The 18658-nt window shown below is 69.1% G+C and carries 21 protein-coding genes and 1 pseudogene; 13 read left to right on the top strand and 9 right to left on the bottom strand.

Going from position 1 to position 18658, the window contains the following annotated elements; translation table 11 throughout:
- The first annotated feature begins 35 nt into the window (after window positions 1-35).
- From FY251_RS01765 to FY251_RS23005, 5 genes and pseudogenes are all read left to right on the top strand, one after another.
- Complete coding sequence (locus tag FY251_RS01765) at window positions 36-500, top strand: PH domain-containing protein (RefSeq protein WP_148413187.1); 465 nt, start codon at window positions 36-38, stop codon at window positions 498-500.
- Window positions 497-2257 (top strand): PH domain-containing protein, encoded by a 1761-nt coding sequence (locus tag FY251_RS01760; protein WP_148413186.1) that lies wholly within the window; start codon window positions 497-499, stop codon window positions 2255-2257. Before FY251_RS01765 ends, FY251_RS01760 begins: the two co-directional genes overlap by 4 nt.
- 77 nt (window positions 2258-2334) lie before the next feature.
- Window positions 2335-3030 carry a carbonic anhydrase gene (locus tag FY251_RS01755; RefSeq protein WP_148413185.1) on the top strand — a complete coding sequence of 232 codons (696 nt, stop codon included), beginning with the start codon at window positions 2335-2337 and terminating at the stop codon, window positions 3028-3030.
- A 151-nt stretch (window positions 3031-3181) separates the two neighbouring features.
- On the top strand, window positions 3182-3553 hold the full coding sequence (locus tag FY251_RS01750) for a helix-turn-helix domain-containing protein (RefSeq protein ID WP_004064181.1): 372 nt from the start codon (window positions 3182-3184) through the stop codon (window positions 3551-3553).
- A pseudogene (locus FY251_RS23005) lies at window positions 3550-3902 on the top strand (type II toxin-antitoxin system PemK/MazF family toxin). Before FY251_RS01750 ends, FY251_RS23005 begins: the two are co-directional and overlap by 4 nt.
- Before the next feature lie 639 nt (window positions 3903-4541).
- Here the strand turns inward: FY251_RS23005 and FY251_RS01740 are convergent.
- On the bottom strand, window positions 4542-5201 hold the full coding sequence (locus FY251_RS01740; RefSeq protein WP_148413184.1) for a bifunctional 4-hydroxy-2-oxoglutarate aldolase/2-dehydro-3-deoxy-phosphogluconate aldolase: 660 nt from the start codon (window positions 5199-5201) through the stop codon (window positions 4542-4544).
- A 204-nt stretch (window positions 5202-5405) separates the two neighbouring features.
- Between FY251_RS01740 and FY251_RS01735 the strand changes: the two genes are divergently transcribed.
- Both FY251_RS01735 and FY251_RS01730 read left to right on the top strand, forming a co-directional pair.
- Window positions 5406-6455 carry a S1C family serine protease gene (locus FY251_RS01735; protein ID WP_148413183.1) on the top strand — a complete coding sequence of 350 codons (1050 nt, stop codon included), beginning with the start codon at window positions 5406-5408 and terminating at the stop codon, window positions 6453-6455.
- 58 nt (window positions 6456-6513) lie between these two features.
- Window positions 6514-6915 (top strand): hypothetical protein, encoded by a 402-nt coding sequence (locus FY251_RS01730; protein ID WP_148413182.1) that lies wholly within the window; start codon window positions 6514-6516, stop codon window positions 6913-6915.
- Between the two features lie 42 nt (window positions 6916-6957).
- Here the strand turns inward: FY251_RS01730 and FY251_RS01725 are convergent, their stop codons facing one another.
- The 6 genes from FY251_RS01725 to FY251_RS01700 all read right to left on the bottom strand — a co-directional run bounded on the left by FY251_RS01725 (window position 6958) and on the right by FY251_RS01700 (window position 10658).
- Entirely contained in the window at window positions 6958-7389 is a 432-nt protein-coding gene (locus FY251_RS01725) for a universal stress protein (RefSeq protein ID WP_148413181.1), read from the bottom strand.
- Window positions 7390-7523: 134 nt separating this feature from the next.
- Entirely contained in the window at window positions 7524-7745 is a 222-nt protein-coding gene (locus tag FY251_RS01720; RefSeq protein WP_148413180.1) for a hypothetical protein, read from the bottom strand.
- 185 nt (window positions 7746-7930) lie between these two features.
- Window positions 7931-8125 (bottom strand): CbaC protein, encoded by a 195-nt coding sequence (locus tag FY251_RS01715; protein ID WP_148413179.1) that lies wholly within the window; start codon window positions 8123-8125, stop codon window positions 7931-7933.
- Window positions 8122-9891, bottom strand: coding sequence for a b(o/a)3-type cytochrome-c oxidase subunit 1 (locus FY251_RS01710; protein WP_148413178.1), 1770 nt, complete (start codon window positions 9889-9891; stop codon window positions 8122-8124). The genes FY251_RS01715 and FY251_RS01710 overlap by 4 nt, the downstream gene beginning before the upstream one ends.
- Window positions 9891-10430: a cytochrome c oxidase subunit II gene (locus tag FY251_RS01705; RefSeq protein WP_148413177.1), complete on the bottom strand. Its 540-nt coding sequence runs from the start codon at window positions 10428-10430 to the stop codon at window positions 9891-9893. Before FY251_RS01705 ends, FY251_RS01710 begins: the two co-directional genes overlap by 1 nt.
- Window positions 10431-10658: a hypothetical protein gene (locus FY251_RS01700; protein ID WP_089778719.1), complete on the bottom strand. Its 228-nt coding sequence runs from the start codon at window positions 10656-10658 to the stop codon at window positions 10431-10433. It lies immediately after the preceding gene.
- A gap of 165 nt (window positions 10659-10823) precedes the next feature.
- On the opposite strand from FY251_RS01700, the gene FY251_RS01695 reads away from it, so the two are divergent.
- From FY251_RS01695 to FY251_RS01670, 6 genes are all read left to right on the top strand, one after another.
- Window positions 10824-11042, top strand: coding sequence for a hypothetical protein (locus FY251_RS01695; RefSeq protein WP_148413176.1), 219 nt, complete (start codon window positions 10824-10826; stop codon window positions 11040-11042).
- Window position 11043: 1 nt separating this feature from the next.
- Window positions 11044-11838: a sulfite exporter TauE/SafE family protein gene (locus FY251_RS01690; RefSeq protein WP_148413175.1), complete on the top strand. Its 795-nt coding sequence runs from the start codon at window positions 11044-11046 to the stop codon at window positions 11836-11838.
- Between the two features lie 2 nt (window positions 11839-11840).
- Window positions 11841-14342, top strand: a complete 2502-nt coding sequence (locus tag FY251_RS01685) for a heavy metal translocating P-type ATPase (protein ID WP_148413174.1) — start codon at window positions 11841-11843, stop codon at window positions 14340-14342.
- 66 nt (window positions 14343-14408) lie between these two features.
- Window positions 14409-14729, top strand: coding sequence for a hypothetical protein (locus FY251_RS01680; RefSeq protein WP_148413173.1), 321 nt, complete (start codon window positions 14409-14411; stop codon window positions 14727-14729).
- Between the two features lie 30 nt (window positions 14730-14759).
- Window positions 14760-15236 (top strand): universal stress protein, encoded by a 477-nt coding sequence (locus FY251_RS01675; protein WP_148413172.1) that lies wholly within the window; start codon window positions 14760-14762, stop codon window positions 15234-15236.
- A 108-nt stretch (window positions 15237-15344) separates the two neighbouring features.
- Window positions 15345-15785, top strand: coding sequence for a pyridoxamine 5'-phosphate oxidase family protein (locus tag FY251_RS01670; protein WP_148413171.1), 441 nt, complete (start codon window positions 15345-15347; stop codon window positions 15783-15785).
- 30 nt (window positions 15786-15815) lie between these two features.
- Here the strand turns inward: FY251_RS01670 and yqeC are convergent, their stop codons facing one another.
- Entirely contained in the window at window positions 15816-16583 is a 768-nt protein-coding gene (gene yqeC / locus FY251_RS01665; protein WP_148413170.1) for a selenium cofactor biosynthesis protein YqeC, read from the bottom strand.
- The gene (gene fdhF / locus FY251_RS01660) at window positions 16580-18619 is read right to left on the bottom strand and encodes a formate dehydrogenase subunit alpha (RefSeq protein ID WP_148413169.1); all 2040 of its coding nucleotides are present in this window, start codon (window positions 18617-18619) and stop codon (window positions 16580-16582) included. Before fdhF ends, yqeC begins: the two co-directional genes overlap by 4 nt.
- Window positions 18620-18658 lie beyond the last annotated feature (39 nt).

The following is an 18658-nucleotide window of genomic DNA, read 5'->3' as shown; positions in this document are numbered from 1 at the left end:
GAGTATACGATGTTCACGCGCTCGGAGGGATTCCCGTGAATCGCCTCCACCCCCGTATCCGTCTTCTCTGGGTCGCCCGAGCGGTCGTGTTCGCCCTCGTCGCCGGCGGCGTGGCGACCGCGGCGACGCTGTTCGCGCCCGTCTCGATACCCGCGTACGTCCCCGTCGCGGTCGGCGGCGTCGTCCTCGTCGTCGGCGTCGGCTTCGCGCTCCTCCGGTACCGGGCGTGGGGCTACGAGGTCCGCGACGACTCGCTGTACCTCCAGCGCGGCGTCCTCACCAAGGTCAACACCGTCGTCCCGTTCGTCCGGGTCCAGCACGTCGACTCGACCCGCGGCCCGCTCGAACGGCTCGTCGGGCTCGCGTCGACCGTCGTCTACACCGCCGGCTCCCGCGGGGCTGACGTGTCGATTCCGGGGCTGACCCCCGAGGGCGCGGAGGACCTTCAAGACCGACTGAAGCGCCTCGCAATCGCGTCCGAGGGCGACGACGCGGTATGACCCGGCTGTCGCCGCTCTCGGTGCCCTATCGGGCGGTCCAGCGCAGCGCCAGCATCGCCTTCGCGCTCGCGTTCTTCGCCTTTACCGGCGGGACCGCCTTCGGCGGCTTCCTCGGCGGCCTCGGCGCCGTCGCGCTCGTCGGCGTCGCCGTGCTGGGCATCGCCGGCTACGAACTCGCCTACTTCCGCCGGTTCGAGTACGAACTCACGCCGGACACGCTGGACATCCGCTCGGGCGTGTTCTCCCGGCGCAACCGCGAGATTCCCTACCGGCGCATCCAGAACGTCGACATCTCCCGCAACGTCGCCCAGCGGCTGGTCGGCATCGCCGCCGTGAACCTCGAAACCGCCGGCGGCGGCGAGACCGAAGGCAGTCTCCGCTTTGTCAGCTACGAGGAGGCCCGCCGCATCCAGTCGGAGGTCGCCCGCCTGAAGCGCGGGGGCGCCGACGGCGACGCGCCCGAACCCGAACAGGAACTGCTGTTCGAACTGACGCCGCGGGAGTTAGCCATCGTCGGCGCGCTGTCGTTCGACCTCCGGCTCCCCGGTCTCGTCTTCGTGTTCGGGTCGACCGCCTTCCCCATCGTCGCCTCCTACGTCGACGTGCCGGTCCCCGCCGGGAGCGCCGCGGCCGCGGGCGTCGGTATCGTCGCGCTGGTGCTCCTCGTCGCGCTCGTGTCGTGGGCCGCCGGCTTCGCCTCCGCGGTGGTGAACTACTACGGCTTCCGACTGACCCGAGTCGGCGACGAACTCCAGTACGAGCGCGGCCTCCTCCAGCGCTACAACGGGTCGCTTCCCCTCGACAAACTCCAGACGCTCACCGTCGAGGACAACCCCCTGAAGCGGCGGTTCGGCTACGCGACGCTCCTCGTGGAGACGGCGGGCTACGCCCCCGGCGCTGACGGCTCGAACGGGTCGGGACGCGCCGGCCGCGGCTCCGAGGCGGCGATTCCGCTCGCGACCCGCGACCGCGTGCTCGGCCTCGTCGCCGACCTCGAAGGCGTCGAGACGCCGGCGTTCGAGGGGCCGCCGACGCGCATCCGCCGGCGCTACGCCGTCCGGTACTCGCTGGTCCTCGGCGCGGCGACGCTCGCGCTCTACGGGGCGAACCGGTTTCTCCCGCAGGAGATTCCGTGGTTCGTGCCGCTGGCGCTCGTCCCGGTGGCCGTCGTCGCCGGCGCGCTCCAGTGGCGGCACCGCGGCTACGCGCTCACCGAGGACCACTTCGTCACCCGCAACGGCTTCTGGAAGCGCGAGACGCGGTTCGTCCCCTACTACCGCGTGCAGACGGTCATCGAGCGCCGGACGGTTTTCCAGCGCCGCTGGCGCGTCTCGACGGTCACGGCCGACACCGCCGGGAGCATCTCCCTCGTCGGCGGCGACGCGACCGCGGTCGACATCGAAGTCGCCGACGCGGCGGAGCTTCGGGAGACGCTGAACGACCGCCTCCGCGAGGCGCTCTCGGCGCGCCGCGAGGCGCGACGGCAGTCCCGACAGGCCGCGCTCGGTATCCGCGCCGCGGAACCGGACCGCGACGCCGACGCGTCGGATTCGGAGGCGGTCGCCGATGCCGAGGCCGACGTGAGCGAGACGCCCGAGTTCGTCGAGGAGGCCGAGCCGACGACCGGCGACGACGCTGGGGACGCTGACGACGACGAACATGAGGAGCCGGACGACCCCTTCATCTGGGGCGAGTCTGTCGAGGCGGGCGACGACGACACCGAGGCGAGCGACGAGTCGGCCGATGACAGTCGATAGCCGATGGGACCCACCGACGGCGGTGAACATCGCGACGAGCGGGGAGCTATATCGACGCGCGGGTGCAACGTAATCCAATGACGCGAACAGTGCTGGAGTCGCTCTTGGCCGGAAACGCGCGACACGTCGAGCGCCTCGCCGCCGACCACTTCGAGGGCGTCCGCGAGGCGCAGTCGCCGGCGGTCGTCTCGGTGAGCTGTTCGGACTCCCGCGTGCCCGCCGACGCGGTCTGGAGCGCCGACAGGGCCGGCGAGCTGTTCACGTCGGTCAACGTCGGCAACCAAGTGTGGACCGAGGTCGACGGGCGACTCGTCGTCAACGACGCCGTCGGCTACGCCGTCTCGGCGCTCAGGACGACCGACGTGGTCGTCCTCGGTCACACGGGCTGCGGCGCGGTGACGGCCGCCTACGAGACGGTCACCGACGGGAGCGTCGGGAACGTGCCCGCGGCGGTCGAAGCCGCCGTCTCGCGGCTCGTCCCGCTCGTCGAGGAGGCCCGCGAACTCGGCGTGTTCGACGCGGACACGCCGGGCGGCGAGGCGGTCAACCGACTCGTCGAGTACGCGGTCGTCCGGCAGGTGGAGTACCTCACCGAGAGCGACGAGGTGCCCGAATCGACCGACTGCTGGGGGTTCGTCTACGACTTTCAGCGCGTCTACGGCGACGCCGACGGCGCGGCCTACCTCGTCGCGGCCAGCGGCGAGTCGGACCCCGAGGCGCTCGCCGACCTGGTTCCCGAGGGGTTCGAAGAACGCGTGCGGTCGATTCGGTAACAGCGATTAGTGGGTGGTTCGAGTCGGAGAGACTGATTCTGTTGACAACCGTGAGTTCCGGGATGGATAGGGGGACGGCTCATACCGAGCGTATTTTCATAGATTTCACTAGCTACACTCTTATCGCTGGGAACAGTACGTTCACTCGACGATGTCGATAGACAGGGAGACCTTCGAGAACACGAGCGAAGAGGAACTCACGGACCTGTCTGTCCCGGACCAAGTCCTCGGATTCCTCGTCGCCCACGACGACCGGGCGTTCCAGGCCCGCGAAATTGCGACACAGACAGACCTCGACGAGGGGGCGGTAAGCACCGCGTTGACCCGGTTGAAACAACGTGGACTCGTCGAGCACAAGGCGACCTACTGGGCAGTCACGACTGACGAGGACCGGCTGCACTCGTACAGTGGATACGAACGAGCGACGGCGCTGTTCAACGAACAGTTGGGGACCGAGAACAAAGACGAGTGGCAGGAACACGCACCCGAAGAAGCCCATCCGAGTCAGAGGGACGAGGTGTGACGGACGAAGAGAACACCCGACGTACGAACCCGGGGATGTCGTCTTCGGTGACGACCCGTTCAAGGGTAACGAAGACGCGCGGCCGTGGCTCGTCATCTCGAATCACGAGGGACAACCGTTTCACGGCGACCAGTACATCGCGTTGACGTTAACGACAAAGACGTGGCACGAGGATTTCCTCGAAATACCCGAGGCAAGTTGGTCACGTGGAGGCACCCCTGACGATAGTCGCATCGTCCCTTGGGGCGTCCAGTCACTCGGAAGCGGGGATATCGACTACTGGCAAGGAACGCTACGGGATGCAGTCGTCGAGGACGCAGTTCAGTCGTTGATCGGCTACCTCGAATAGCCACTCGTCTGATAACAGCGACGAGATGTGCTGAATCGCGGGCGCGGGTCGGTCATTGGCCAGTCGTCATCTGGACGGGGACCGAGAGTGAGAGATATGGGGATTATTATAAATCCCACAAGGGCTATCACGCTATAAATGGCATATTACTAACACATGAAGTTCATTTACATCGCTATCGCCGGAGCGATTCTTGCACTAATATCGCTCCCACTCGGTCTCATGCTAATTATTGTCGGATTGTCATTGCATTTCTTTCAAAAGTACCACTCTCGCCGTCTCGATGAAGCGGGTGAACGCTAGAAAACCACGAGGATTACTATGCACACCGACCTAACGGCTGTTTCTGGTCGCGTTAAACGAACATCGAAGTCTTGCTGAACTCTCCCGCTATAGTAGCGTTTGCAACTGGTTACACATCTAATCGCACGACAGCGCGCGATTGAGTGTGCATTGACTTGCAAACGCTACTATAGTCTTGCACCTCACTTGTGACAGAAACTGGGGACGAAAACCAGTCGGAGAATACATCAGCGGCCGCTGTTCAGTACGACTCCAAACCTCAGCACCAATTGAGAACGTCAAAAAGCCGGCCAGTTCAGCCTGCCTCTCGATTCGGGCGACCCAGCCCCGCCTATCTCAGTCGTCCCGAGCGTCGTCGATGACGGTCGAGAACTCGCGGGCCGTCTCGGTGATGACCTCGAAGTCGCCGTTTTCGATTGCCTCGTCGTCCATGAGCGCGCCGCCCGCGCCGACGACGACGGCACCGGCGTCGATGTAGTCCGCGGCGTTGTCGAGGCCGACGCCGCCGGTCGGCATCATCGGAATCTGCGGGAGCGGCCCCTTCATGCTCTTGAGGTGGCCGGGACCGAGCGAGGAGGCGGGGAAGACCTTCACGAGGTCCGCGCCCGCGGCGTACGCGTCGGTCGCCTCGGTCGGGGTCATGATGCCCGGCGCGACGAGCGTCCCGTAGCGGTTGCAGGTCTCGACGACGCCCTCGTCGAAGTTCGGCCCGACGACGAACTCCGCGCCGGCCTGGATGGCCGCGTTCGCGGTCGGCGCGTCGAGAACGGTCCCGGCTCCGACGATGGCCTCACGGTCCGAGAAGGACGCCGACACCTCGCGGATGAGGTCCATCGCGTCGGGGTTGTCGGCCGTGATTTCGTAGGCGGTGACGCCGCCCTCGTGGAGCGCGTCGGCCACGTCGATGATGGTGTCCGCGTCCGCGCCGCGCATCACCGCGACGACGCCGCTGTCGGCGAGTCGTTGCATGTCCTCGTGTACGTCGAGTGCGACCATTGCTGTCTCGACGTTTACTACAGATAGTATTAAATTGGGGGCCTCGCGGCATCGCTTCGGTCGCGGGCCGTGGCCGCCGCACCCGACCGGATTGCCGCGGGCGACAGTCGTGTCCGTTGTCACCACGCGACACGCTCAACTCCGTCGGGCGCTAACCCGAGGTGAGCGACGCCCCGGCGGTATGTGCCGCCCCGTCGCACCACCATGCCAACGCACCCCGATTTCGAAGCGCTGTACCGCGACGTCATCCCCTCGGTCGTCTCCGTCTACGTCGGCGGCCGCCGCCGACCCGGCGGGGCGGGAAGCGCCTTCGTCTACGACGACCGGCATCTCGTCACCAACGAGCACGTCTCGCGGTTCGCCGACGCCGGCCGGGTCGAACTCCGATTCGCCGACGGGTCGTGGCGCGTCGGCGAGGTCGTGGGCGCGGACGCCTACACCGACCTCGCCGTCGTCGCCGTCGACGACCTGCCCGACGACGCCGCGGCGCTCCCGCTGGCGGCCGACAACCCCGCGCCGGGGCGGTCGGTCGCCGCGCTCGGCAACCCGCTGGGCCTCGACGGCTCCATCTCCGCGGGCATCGTCTCCGGGGCGAACCGGTCGCTTCCCACCTCGAACGGCTTCGCCATCCCGGACGTGGTCCAGACGGACGCCCCCATCAACCCCGGCAACTCGGGCGGGCCGCTCGTGGGGTTCGCCGGTGAGGGTGGTTCCGAGGCCCACGGCGAGGACGACGCCCCCGCCTACGAGGTCGTCGGCGTCAACCGCGCCAAGCAGGGCGACAACATCGGCTTCGCCGTCTCGCCGGTCATCGCCAATCGCATCCTCCCGGCGCTCGTCGCCGACGGACACTACCGCCACTCGTACCTCCGGGCGCGCACCCTCGACGTGACGCCGACGGTTGCCGAGGCGAACGACCTCGACGCGCCGCACGGCGTCCTCGTCGTCGACGCCGCGGGTTCCGACGGGGACGAAGGCTTCCTCCACGGCTGCCGCGGGACGGCCGACTACCGCGGCACGGAAATCCCCGTCGGCGGCGACGTGCTCGTCGCCATCGAGGGCAACCCGGTCCGCACCCACGAGGAGCTGATGCGCTATCTCATCACCGAGACGCGCCCCGGCGAACCCGTCGCCGTCGGCATCGTCCGCGAGGGCGACCCGCTGACGCTCGTCGTCGAACTCGACGAGCGCCCCGCCGTCGACCGCGACGACCGGAGCGACCGCGGCGGCGGCAGTCGTATCCCCGTGGAGTGAGCGGATCGCGGTCGCACGAGAGAATAGAATTTTGACAGTTCCGGACGAACGTGCGACTGTGCCACCGACATCTACGACACCGGCCGACGGCGGTTCGAACGTCGTTCCGCCGGATAAGTCGCTGTTCGCCGAAATCGCGCCGCTGCGGCTCGCCGTCGGCGTCGTCTTCTGCGCGTTCGCCGTCGGCGCGGTCGCCTTCGGTTGGCTCCCGGCGATGAGCGCCGACGTGGTCGGCATCGCGCTCCTCTGTGTGGTCTTCCTCGCCGGCGGCTTCGTCCCGTTCAACGAGACCCTCGCGTTCTACGTCGCGCAGGCCGCGGCGTTCCTCGTCTGGGGCGCGCTCCGACTGGCGGTCGACGGCTTCGACGTGATTCCCCTCCTGTTGGGCGCGGCCGGAGCCGTCGGCCTCACGGTCTACGGCCGACGGGCGCTCCGTGACGGACTCAGGGCGCTGGTCTGAGTCTGGTCGAGCGACTCCGGCTCCGAGCGAGCGAGTCTGCGCTCACTCTCTGACGGTCAACACCGGCACCTCGGCGAGCCTGACGACCCGTTCGGTCGTGCTCCCCAGAATCGCGTGTTCGAGGCCGGTCCGCCCGTGAGTCGCCATCACCACGAGGTCCGCGTCGGCCTCGGCGACCGCGTCGAGAATCTCCCGGTACGGCACGCCGATGCGGACTTCGGTCTCGCAGTCGACGCCCGCGTCACCGGCGAGCGACGCGACCTCCTCGACGGCCATCTCGGCGGCGTCCCGGAGGCTCGCGCGCACTCGCTCGACCGGCACGTCCGCCGCGGTCCACAGTCCGAGGTCGCCGGCGTCGACGACCGCGAGGACGTGAATCGCCGCGCCGTAGGCGCTCGCGAGGTCGATGGCCCGGCGGGCCGCCGCGCGGGAGCGGGCGCTGCCGTCGGTGGGAACGAGGACGGTGTGGTACATGTCATTCTATTGGTGTTCGAGCGATATCGTCTTTTTCGTCGAATAGACGGCTCTCGGGGCGACGCCGTCGCTCTACGGGTCGAAAACCGGAGAACGGAAGTCAGCGGAGCCGTGGTCGGTCGGTGACGACGCCCTCAGACGCGGGTGCGCGGCTTGGGCGCGACCCGGCGGACGCTCGCGGCGGCCGCGACGAGCAGGCCGCCGAAGAGGACGGACACGAGGAGTTCCGGGGCGACGGTCAGGCCGTCGATGCCGCCGAGGGTCGTAAACAGCGCGTAGCCGGCGATAGCCGTGAGGGCGATGCCGATGACGACCGCGAGGCCGATGCCGGCCTTCATCAGGTCGAGGTTGCTCATGGTCGCTTGGACGTAGGCGGGACGACCGAATATAAACGGAGACTGCTTCTCAACGACCGGGAAACTGGCCGGGTGTCTCCCCCGATATCGCGGGGAGTTTATGGCGATGCGTGGGGTCGGCGCGTGGCGGCGCTTGCGGCGATGACGCGAAAATCGGGTGTCGAAACTGCGAGTCGGGTCGCCGGCTACGCCGCCGACTCCGACCCCTCGCCGTAGAGCCCGTACAGCACGAACAGCAGGGCGAGAAAGAGGAACTCGATGACCGCCACGGCGATGAGCGGGAGCTCCACGTTGAAGAAGCCCGCCACCGTGCGGAGTTCGATGGCGATGGGGACGCTGAACGCGATGAGGATGAGCGCCCGCGCCTTCGTGAGCCTCACGCGACCACCCCCCAGAGGGTGTTGAACGCGCTCGTGACCGTCGTGGTCACGAGGTCGAAGCCGGCCGAGACGGTCGCCGGGACGGGGAGGCCCCCGCCGAACAGCCCGCCGCCGTTCTGGATGATGCCGGCCAGCGGGAGCGTGTACGCGAGCACGACGAGCACCGCCGCGATACCGGTCCACATCGCGAGGTTGTCGAGGACGCGCGGGCTTCCCTCGGGCCCCGAAAGCGGCTCGGGCAGGTGGGAGTCGACCGGCCGGTCGGACTCCTCGCCGAGCGAGGTCAGGAGGATGTTGAACAGGAACAGCACCACGGACAGGAACAGGAGCGTCCCGCCGAGGGCGATCTGCACCCGAAGCTCGAAGATGCTCCCGATGGGCGTCACGAAGTCGAAGTTCTGGTACTGCGGTTCGGCGGTGCGCCGCGGGATGCCGGCGAGGCCGGCGCGGTGCATCGCGTTCGACATGAACACCATGCCGACGAACCACATGATGACCTGCAGGAGCCCGATGGGCCGGCTGTAGAGCTTCGTGCCCGTGACCTGCGGGACGAGCCAGTACGACCCGGCCATCATCGTCAGCGCGACGGCCGTGCCGACGGTGAGGTGGAAGTGCCCCGGCACCCACAGCGTGTTGTGGATGAGGTAGTTGATGTTCATCCCGGCGTTTATCATGCCGGAGAAGCCGCCGGCGGCGAACATCGCGCCCGCGAGCGCCATCCCGGTGAACGCGGGGTCGCGCCACGGGAGCGCGCCGAGCCAGCGGAGGTAGCCCTCACCGCCGCGCTGGCGCGCGCCGTGTTCGATGCTCGCGACGACCGTGAAGGCCGTGAGGAGCGACGGGAGCAGCAGGAACATCGTGTTCGTCATGGCGATGAACTTGAAGCCCTCCGCGATGCCCGGGTCGAGGTACTGGTGGTGAATCCCGACCGGCGTCGAAAGCAGGAGGAACAACACGAACACCACGCGCGCGAGGGGGTCGCTGAACAGCCGCCCGCCCGCGAGCTTGGGGAGCACGGTGTACCAAAGCAGGTACGCCGGCATCAGCCAGAAGTAGACGATGGGGTGGCCGAAGTACCAAAAGAGCGTCCGCGTCAGAAGCGGGTTGACGCTCTCGATGAGGCCGAGCGACCACGGGATGAGGAAGAACACCACCGAGACGGCGACGCCGAGGGTGGAGACGTACCACATGATCATGGTCGTGAGGACCATGAACGTCTGTAGCGGGATGCGCTCGTCCTCGTGGTCCCGCCGCCACGCGCGGTACGAGAGGAACCAGTCAGCGCCGGCGAGCCACGTGCCGACGATGAACATCGCGAGGCCGATGTAGAATATCGGGTGCGCCTGCAGCGGCGCGTAGAACGTGAACAGCACGTCCGCGCTCATGCCGAGGTTCGGGACGAGGCCGCCGAGGATGGCGACCGTGGCCAGAACCGTGCCGGTCGTCATCAGGCCGACCCACGCCCACGAAAACAGCGCGCTTTCGGCGGGTCGGTCGAGGCTCCTGGCGACCGCCCAGTGGAACACCCCACAGAGGAAGAAGATGGTGAAGACGATGGCGAGAAGCACGCCGTGGCCCGTCAGCACCGTGTAGTAGTCCGCCGAGTCGATGACGCGGAGGACGTTCGTGCGGTGAAGCGCCTGAATGAGGCCGAAGAACGCGCCGATGCCGAGCGAGACGAACGCGATGAGGAAACTCGCCTTGACGATGGCCGCCTCGTCTGGGAACTTATCGACGAACTCGCCGCCGCCGGATGCGGCCGCCATCAGTTCTCAGCCTCCCCGTCCGCCTGTTGCTGTTCGTACCAGCTGTCGAATTCCTCTTGTTCCATAACCACAATCTGCCCTTCCATCACGTGGTGGCCGGAGCCGCAGTACTCGTTGCACAGTAACCCGTACTCGCCGGGCTCGCCGAACTCGACGGTGAACTCCGAGACCTGCCCGGGAATCGCCATCGTGTTCGCGTTCGTGCCGACGACTTCGAAGCCGTGGATGACGTCGGCGGCGGTCACGTGGAACGTGACCGTGCTCCCGGCGGGGACGCGGAGCGGCTGCGTCGTGCCGGGTTCGAAGACGAACTGGCGGGCGACGACGTACACGTCGTAGCTGTTCTCGCCGGTCCGCTCGATGCCGGGGTCGCCGAACTTCGGATGCTGGTCGAGCGTCGCCGGGTCGACCGTGCCGCCCTTGTCGTCTATCATGTCGATGCCCGCGCCGGCGGCCCCGTACGTAATCGTCCCGATGAACCCGACGATGAGGACGAGCGCCAGCGCCAACCAGAGTTTCTCGTAGGCGTGAATCTCCATCTATCCCACCACCGTGAGGCCCCGTCCGAGGAACTCGACGAAGTACATGAACACCCACATGCCGATGAGAATCGCCATGTAGATGAGCACGAGCACGAGCGTCCCGACCGGGTCGAAGTCGTCGTGTCCGAGTTCGCGAACGATGCCGTCGTCGGCCGTCCCGACGATAGAATCCACCGGGGGCTCGGCCTGCCCGGAGTCACCTTGGGAATCCGCGTTTGCTGGCACGCCTCCGTCGGTGGAAGTGCGCGCGGCAGAGGACGCGGCTCCCTCTGCTGTCGAATCAACGGCCATACCCGGTCATGAGGAATAACGGGACTTTAACGCAACACCCCATTCCAACGCGGTGGGAATAGGCGAAATCAGAAACATCGTGGTCGCGAATGGACCGATATGGAACTCACGCCACGGCGCGCCGGAACCGTCGCACTGCTCGCGCTCCTGCCAGCGGTCATCTTCGGCGTGACGAAAAACCCCCTCGCGGGCGTCGTCACGGCCGTCAACGTGCTTCTCATCTCCACGGTCATCTTCCTCCTCATGAGTCCGACCGAGGGCGGACACGGCCACGACGGCGACGCCGACCACGAGACCGACGCCGAACACGCCGCCTGAGATGGACGGCGGCATCTCGCTCGGACTGCCCGCCGCGACGCCCGAAGCCGTCGCGTTCCTCCTCGTCGGCCTCTTCGGCGGCGCGCACTGCCTCGGGATGTGCGGCCCGCTCGTCAGCGTCTACGCCGACCGCCTCGCCGACCGCGAGGGCGTGGACAGTCAGTCACTCACGCTCCGGCAGGTCCGCCAACACGCCCTGTTCAACGTCGGCCGGGCGCTGAGCTACGCGGCCATCGGGGCCGTCTTCGCCCTCGTCGGCGGCCTGTTTTTCGACGCGTTCGACTCGGTGGTCGCCGTCGGCAGCGGCGTCCGCGGGGCGACCGGTCTGCTCGTCGGGGCCGCCATCATCCTCACCGGCGTCGGCTACCTCGTCGGGCGGTCGACCGCCATCGACCGGTTCACGCCGGCCGCGGTCACCCGCCTGTTCGGCCGCGTCAGCGGGTGGGCGACCGCCCGCGTCGACAGCCTCGTCGGCGGCCCGCGAATCCTCGGCCTCGGGGCGATTCACGGCCTGCTCCCGTGTCCCATCATCTACCCGGCGTACCTCTACGCCTTCTCGACCGGCGAGCCGCTCCGGGCCGCCGCCCTGCTCGGCCTGCTCGGCCTCGGGACGATACCGACGCTGTTCCTCTACGGGACGCTTCTGGGCCGCGTCTCGGCGCGCCGGCGGGCGACGCTCCACCGGGCGCTCGGGGCGGCGTTCCTCGTCCTCGGCTACATCCCGCTGTCCCACGGCCTGATGCTTCTGGGCGTGTCGGTCCCGCACCTTCACGTTCCCTTCTACCAACCGTTGTGACGATGTCGACCACGACGCGGTCCCGCGGGTCGGCCGGCGGCGACAGCGACGGCGACGGCGCCGGGGGCTGTGACCTCTGCGGGCTCCCGACGCCGACGCCGCCCGTTACCGGCGACGACGTCGACGGCGAGTTCTGCTGTCGCGGCTGTCTCGAAATCACCCGCGCGCTCGGCGACGCCGCGAGCGCCGACCCCGAGACGGTCGAGCGCGAACTCGCGGGCGAGGCCGACGAGGTGCCCGGCGACGCCGAGCGGACCTACATGGCCGTCGACGGGATGCACTGCGCCACCTGCGAGGCGTTCGTCTCGGGCACCGCGCGGACCTGCGAGGGCGTCTACGCCGCGGAAGCCAGCTACGCCAACGACATGGTCCGGGTCACCTACGACCCCGAAACGGCCGATTTAGATGGATTATCGGGGACGCTCGCGCGCTACGGCTACGGCACGCGCGACCCCGAGGAGCGCGAGGCGGCCGAGCGCTCCGACAACCAGGTCGCCCGGTTCGTCATCGGCGGCGGCGTCTTCGGCATGATGGTGATGCTGTGGTACGTCCTGTTTCTGTACCCGACCTACGTCGGCTTTCAGCCGGTGGTCGAACTCGGCGTCTTCGACGGTATCTACATCCTCGGCAACATCTGGGTGATGACCTCCATCGTCCTGTTCTACACCGGCTTTCCCATCCTCCGGGGGGCGCTCGTCAGCCTCCGCGCCGGCCAGCCGAACATGGACCTGCTCGTCTCGCTGGCCGCGACGAGCGCCTACGTCTACTCGACGGCGGCCGTCCTCGTCGGCGAGACCCACGTCTACTTCGACGTGACCGTCGCCATCATCCTCGTCGTCACGCTCGGCAACTACTACGAGGACCGCATCAAGCGGAAGGCCGCCGGGATGCTCTCGGACCTCGCGGCCTCCCGCGTCTCGGAGGCCCGCCGCAGAGTCGCCGGCGACGCCGACGGCTCCGGCGACACCGCCGTCGAGACGGTCGCGCTCGACGCGCTCGAATCGGACGACCTCGTGGAGGTTCGGCCGGGCGAGCGCGTGCCGGTCGACGGGACCGTCCGCGAGGGGACCGCCGCGGTCGACGAGGCGCTCGTCACCGGCGAGTCGATGCCGCGGACGAAGCGCCCCGGCGACGACGTGCTCGGCGGGACCGTCGTCACCGACCGCCCGCTCGTCGTCGCGGTCGGCGAGGACGCGGCGAGCACGCTCGACCGACTGGTCGAACTGCTCTGGGACATCCAGAGCGCCCGCTCGGGCGTCCAGCGCCTCGCCGACAAACTGGCGACCATCTTCGTCCCGACGGTGCTCGTCCTCGCCGCCGTCGCCTTCGGCTGGACGCTCGTCCGCGGCGGCACGCCGACCGAGGCGCTCCTCGTCGGCCTCACTGTCCTCATCGTCTCGTGTCCCTGCGCGCTCGGCCTCGCCACGCCGCTGGCGGTCGCCTCGGGCATCAAGGAGGCCGCGAGCCGGGGCATCGTCGTCGCCTCCGAGGCCGTCTTCGAGGCCGTTCCCGACGTGGACGTGGTCGTCTTCGACAAGACCGGAACGCTCACCGACGGCGACATGGCGGTCCTCCGGGTCGTCGGCGACGGCGAGAACAGTGGAGGCGACGACGGGAGCGAGGCCGGCGACGACGGGAGCGACGCGCTCGCCGCGGCCGCCGCACTCGAACGCTTCTCGGCGCACCCGCTCGCGACCGCCGTCGTCGAGGCGGCCGAAGACCGAATCGAGGCGGGGGACGCGAACGCGGCGATTCCCGACGTCTCGGCCGGCGACGCGACCGTCCACGACCGCGGCGTCTCCGGCGACGTCGACGGCGAGCGCGGGCGCGTCGTCGTCGGCCACCCCTCGCTCCTCCGCGACGAGGGCGTGACGCTCGCGTCGGCCCACGAGGCCGCCGTCGAGGCCGCCCGCGACGAGGGCGCGGTGCCGGTCGTCGTCGGCTGGGGCGGGCGCTCTCGGGCGGTGCTCGTCGTCGGCGACGAACCGCGCGAGGCGTGGGACGACGTGGTCGCCGCCGTCGCCGCGGGGGGCCGCCGCGAGGTCGTGGTCCTCACGGGCGACTCCGAGCGCGCCGCCCGCCGGTTCCGCGACCACCCGGACGTGACAGACGTGTTCGCGGGCGTCCCCCCGGAGGCGAAGGCCGAGACGGTCGAGCGTCTGCGCGCTCGGGGGACCGTGGCGATGGTCGGCGACGGGAGCAACGACGCGCCCGCGCTCGCCGCCGCCGACATCGGCATCGCGCTCGGCACGGGGACGGACATCGCGGGCGACGCCGCCGACGCGGTGCTGGTCGGCCGCGACATCGACGCGATTCCCGAGGTGTTCTCGCTTTCGACCGGGGTGAACCGCCGCATCCGCGGCAACCTCGCGTGGGCGTTCGGCTACAACGCGGTCGCCATCCCGTTGGCCGCCCTCGGCGTGCTCAACCCGCTTTTCGCCGCCGTCGCCATGGGCACGTCGAGCCTGCTCGTCGTCGCCAACTCGGCGCGGTCGCTCGACTGAGTCGCCTTTCCGAGACGGTCGCCGAAAGCGGACCAATCAAGTCGCTCCGTCCCGTCGGGAACGATGATGACAGACGACCCCTTCTCGCTCGCCGTTCCGGAGGGGTGGACCGTCGAGACCGACGTGGACACCGACGAGGCGAGCGCCAAGACCGTCTACGAGTCGCCCGACTCGGACCGGCGGGTCACCATCACCGAGTTCGCGCGGGGGCTGACGCTCTACTGGTGGGTCGACATCTTCGCGTTCGCCGACGGCGAGTGGCACCGCCGCGAGGTGGGCCTCGGCGACTCCTACCGCGACGCCGACGCCGTGAGCGACGCCGCACAGGAGGCGCTCGACCGACTCGCGTCGTCCGGCGAGCGAATCGAGTCGGTGGCCGACGACTGATTTATCACGGTCGCAGAACGACCGGAACGCATGTACCTCGTCGCCTACGACGGCTCTCGACTGGCGAACGCGGCGCTCGACAGAGCCGCGCAGTTCGCGTCGGCCACCGGCCACGACGTGCTCGCGGTCGCCGTCGTCCCCGACGATTCGGCGTACGCCGTCGAGGCGGGGTGGGTCCCGTCGCGGGAGGTGTTCGACCGGCAGACGGTCGTCGGAGAATTCCACAAGACCGCGGTCGACATCGCGCCGTCGGCGTCGTTTCGGGCCGTTTCGGTCGGTCGAGACCCCGCACCGGGGAACATTGTCTCGAAGCTCAGAGCGGTCGCGTCCGAGACGGACGCGGCCGTTGTCTTCGTCGGCAGCGAGAACGCGGGTCGCGTCGTCGTCCCGCTGGTCAGCGTCGGCGGCAACGTCGCCAGCGACGACTCCCACGACGTGCACATCGTCCGCCACGCGCCCCCGGAGATTCACAGGCGGTTCCCGAAGTCGCAGTTCTATCTGCCCTGAGTCGGCGACCCGCGGCCCGCGGTCCGCGGTCCCGCGAACTCGCCTCGTCGCCCCTCGCCGCACCTCGTCGCACCACCGTTTCATGTGACGAGAGCGCGAACGACACGTATGCGAGATATCAGATACGTTTACACCGTCGGGACCGACCCCGAAACGGTCGCCGAACGCCTCGCGGACGCCTCCTCGGGCGTGCTGTCGCTTGCCGACGGCGGCCGCTCCTACGCGATTCCCGCGCACGTCTTCTACGACGCCGAGGAGGGCCGACTCCTGTTCCGCCTGACCGACGACGGCGGAAGCGAGAAGCTCGCGTTCATCGAGGAGACCGAGGAGGCGACGTTCGTCTGCTACGAGGACGCGGGCGAGGACTCGTGGAGCGTCATGGCCCGCGGGGCGATTCGGGTCCTCCCGGACGACGAGCGCCCCGACGCGGCGACCATCAACGAACTGTTCGGCGGCGTCCGCGTGTTCGACGAGGAGGTCGACGATCTCGACTTCCACCTCGTGGAGCTCGAACTCGACGAGCTGACGGGGCGCGAGACCGCCAGATAGTCGCCTCGCGGGCGTCGGCCCCGCGGGGTGTCAGTAGAACCCGACGACCGGCTCGTCGGCGGCGAGCGACGTCGCCACCACGCGCTCCACGCGGGGATGCTCGCAGAGCCACCCGGCGATTTCGTCGGCCGTCTCGGCCAGTCGCTCGTCGTCCACCATGTCGAGGACCGGGACGACCCGCGCCGTCTCTGGCACGTCTTTCATCCCGCCGCGGTCGTTCGCCAGCACGGCGGCCACGTCCCACTCGGATATCGCGTCGCCGACGGCCGTCCCCGACACGTCGGAGACGAGTTCCGGCCGGTGGACGCGCTCGTCGGTGAGCGGTTCGCCCACCACCCGGACGCTGGCGACCGGGCAGACGAGGTCGGCCGTGTCCGGGAGTTGCGGCTCGTCCTCGCCGGGCGCTTTCAGCCAGCGCGAGCGCGCCCCGTCTGCCTTGACGAGCACCTCGTCGTCGGTGGCGCGGGCGATTCGGTCGACCGTCGCCGGGTCGTAACCGCGGTAGCGGTCGGGGCGCTCGCGCTCCCGGACGACGCCCAGCGGCCGGGTCGGCGTCTCGGCAACGGCGGTCTCGGGGGCATCGGTGACGACCACCTCGGCCACCTCGTCGTCGAAGACGGAGATGCGGACGGTGCTCGTGAGCACGCCGTCGAGGTCGCGGGCGAGGTGGGAGAGAAGCGACTGTTTGCCGCCCGCGCCGACGGCGCCGACAGCGCAGACGAGGTCGTCCGGGCCGATGCCGAGGGCGTCGGCGAGCGTCGGGAGCGACGCGGGGGGCGCAGACGGGTCCTCGGTCATCGGCCGCCCTCCACCGACGCGACCGTCACGCGGACGGCGCTGTGTTTGTACTCGGGAATCTTCGCCACCGGGTCGAGCGCGTCGCCGGTCAGCCGGTTCACGAGCGGGTCGACGTAGTGGAACGTGGCGAAGACGGTCCCGCGGCGGACGGCGGGCGTCACCTCGGCCGCCACCGTGACCTCCCCGCGGTCGTTCTCGACGCGGACGGTCGCCCCGTCTTCGATGCCGCGAGCGGCGGCGTCGTCGGGGTGTATCTGCAGGCTGTCCTCGCTGCGCATCCGCATCAGCACGCCCGAGCGTCGGGTGAGCGCGCCGCTGTTGAAGTGCTGGAGGACCCGCCCCGTCACGAGGACGAGCTCGCTGTCGCCGACGGGGTCCGCCGGGTCCACGTGTTCGACAATCCGGAACGGAGCGGTCTTCGACCCCGACTCGAACGCGTCGGCGTGGAGGACGGCGGTCCCCTCGGTCGCGCCCTCGGGGAACGGCCAGCGCTGGCTTCCCGCGCCGATGCCGTCGTACGACATTCCGGCGTAGATGGGCGTCACCCGCCGGAGTTCCTCGAAGACGCCCTCGGGTGTCGCGGGCGCGTCGACCCCGGCCACGCGGGCGGCGAACTCCCGGAGGATATCGAGGTCGGCGCGGGCGTCGCCCGGCGGCGCGACGTTCCGGTTCATCCTGATGACCTGTCGGTCGGTGTTCGTCACCGTCCCCGACTTCTCGGCCCAGACGCTTCCCGGGAGCACCACGTCCGCGAATTCGACCGTCTCGGTCGAGAACACGTCGTGGACGACGCAGAAGTCGAGGGATTCGAACGCCTCGCGGACGCGGTTCGCGTTCGGTTCGGTCACGGCGGGGTTCTCGCCGAAGACGTAGGCCGCCCGCACCTCGTCGCCGAAGCGGTGGGTCGCTTCGACCTCCGTGAGTCCCGGCAGGGCGGGCGGTTCGAACCCCCACGCGTCGGCGACGGCGGCGCGGGCGTCGTCGTCGGTGACGGGCCGGTAGCCCGGCAGGACGTTCGGAAGCGCGCCCACGTCGCCCGCGCCCTGCACGTTGTTCTGCCCGCGGAGCGGGTTGACGCCGGTCCCCGCCTTGCCGACGTTGCCGGTCAGGAGCGGGAGGTTGATGAGCGCCTGCACGTTGTCGGTGCCGCAGTGGTGCTGGCTCATCCCCATCCCGGTGAAGACGGCCGCGCGGCCGGCCTCGCCGTAGGCTCTCGCGGCCGCGCGGAGGTCGTCGGGGTCGACGCCGGCGCGCTCGGCTTCCGCGTCGATATCGAGCCCCGAGAGGTGCTCGCGGAGCGCCTCGAACCCCGTGGTGCGCTCGGCGACGAACGCCTCGTCGACCAGTCCCTCCTCGACGATGACGGCGGCCATCGCGTTGAGAAGCGGGATGTCGAACCCCGGCTTCACCGGGAGGTGGACGTCCGCCGCCTTCGTCGTCTGGTTCTCGCGGGGGTCGACGTGAATCATCGTCGTCCCCGACTTGAGCGCCGGCAACAGGTACGACCGGAAGATGACCGGGTGCTGTTCGGCGGGGTTCGCGCCGGTCACGAGGAACACGTCGGCCTCGCCGAGGTCCGAAAGCGAGTTCGTCATCGCCCCCGCGCCGAAGCGGTCGCCCATCGCCGCGACCGTCGAGGCGTGACAGAGCCGCGCGCAGTTGTCGACGTTGTTCGTCCCGAGCGCCCGCGCCGCCTTCTGGAGCAGGTAGTTCTCCTCGTTCGTGCAGTTCGACGACGAGAAGAAGAAAAGCGAGTCGGGACCGTGGTCCGCGACGACGCGCGAGAACTCGCGTTCGATGCGGTCGAACGCCTCGTCCCACGTCGCCTCGACGAGCCGGCCGTTCACTCGCACCAGCGGGGTGGTCAGCCGCTCGTCGTGTTCGACCACGTCCCACGCCGAAGCCCCCTTCGGACAGAGTTCTCCCCGCGTGTTGACGGGGCCGTTCCATCCCGCGGCGCTCCCGCGGTCGGCGTCGTAGCGGATGCCGCAGCCGACGCCGCAGTACGGACAGACGCTCTCGCTCGATGCCGCCACCCGATTAGACACGCTGACACACCACACACATGGTCGAAC

The organism is Haloferax sp. KTX1, assembly GCF_902410085.1.
Classification (GTDB): Archaea; Halobacteriota; Halobacteria; order Halobacteriales; family Haloferacaceae; genus Haloferax; species Haloferax massiliensis.
Note: the sequence above shows the minus strand (reverse complement) of the source record. Positions and strands in the feature narration are given on the sequence as shown.

Bases quoted from the DNA above. Each gene is read 5' to 3' on its own strand.
- FY251_RS01760 (WP_148413186.1), top strand. From the start codon at position 497: ATGACCCGGCTGTCGCCGCTCTCGGTGCCCTATCGGGCGGTCCAGCGC.
- FY251_RS01755 (WP_148413185.1), top strand. From the start codon at position 2,335: ATGACGCGAACAGTGCTGGAGTCGCTCTTGGCCGGAAACGCGCGACAC.
- FY251_RS01750 (WP_004064181.1), top strand. From the start codon at position 3,182: ATGTCGATAGACAGGGAGACCTTCGAGAACACGAGCGAAGAGGAACTC.
- FY251_RS01740 (WP_148413184.1), bottom strand. From the start codon at position 5,201: ATGGTCGCACTCGACGTACACGAGGACATGCAACGACTCGCCGACAGC.
- FY251_RS01735 (WP_148413183.1), top strand. From the start codon at position 5,406: ATGCCAACGCACCCCGATTTCGAAGCGCTGTACCGCGACGTCATCCCC.
- FY251_RS01725 (WP_148413181.1), bottom strand. From the start codon at position 7,389: ATGTACCACACCGTCCTCGTTCCCACCGACGGCAGCGCCCGCTCCCGC.
- FY251_RS01720 (WP_148413180.1), bottom strand. From the start codon at position 7,745: ATGAGCAACCTCGACCTGATGAAGGCCGGCATCGGCCTCGCGGTCGTC.
- FY251_RS01710 (WP_148413178.1), bottom strand. From the start codon at position 9,891: ATGGCGGCCGCATCCGGCGGCGGCGAGTTCGTCGATAAGTTCCCAGAC.
- FY251_RS01705 (WP_148413177.1), bottom strand. From the start codon at position 10,430: ATGGAGATTCACGCCTACGAGAAACTCTGGTTGGCGCTGGCGCTCGTC.
- FY251_RS01695 (WP_148413176.1), top strand. From the start codon at position 10,824: ATGGAACTCACGCCACGGCGCGCCGGAACCGTCGCACTGCTCGCGCTC.
- FY251_RS01690 (WP_148413175.1), top strand. From the start codon at position 11,044: ATGGACGGCGGCATCTCGCTCGGACTGCCCGCCGCGACGCCCGAAGCC.
- FY251_RS01685 (WP_148413174.1), top strand. From the start codon at position 11,841: ATGTCGACCACGACGCGGTCCCGCGGGTCGGCCGGCGGCGACAGCGAC.
- FY251_RS01680 (WP_148413173.1), top strand. From the start codon at position 14,409: ATGACAGACGACCCCTTCTCGCTCGCCGTTCCGGAGGGGTGGACCGTC.
- FY251_RS01675 (WP_148413172.1), top strand. From the start codon at position 14,760: ATGTACCTCGTCGCCTACGACGGCTCTCGACTGGCGAACGCGGCGCTC.
- FY251_RS01670 (WP_148413171.1), top strand. From the start codon at position 15,345: ATGCGAGATATCAGATACGTTTACACCGTCGGGACCGACCCCGAAACG.
- yqeC (WP_148413170.1), bottom strand. From the start codon at position 16,583: ATGACCGAGGACCCGTCTGCGCCCCCCGCGTCGCTCCCGACGCTCGCC.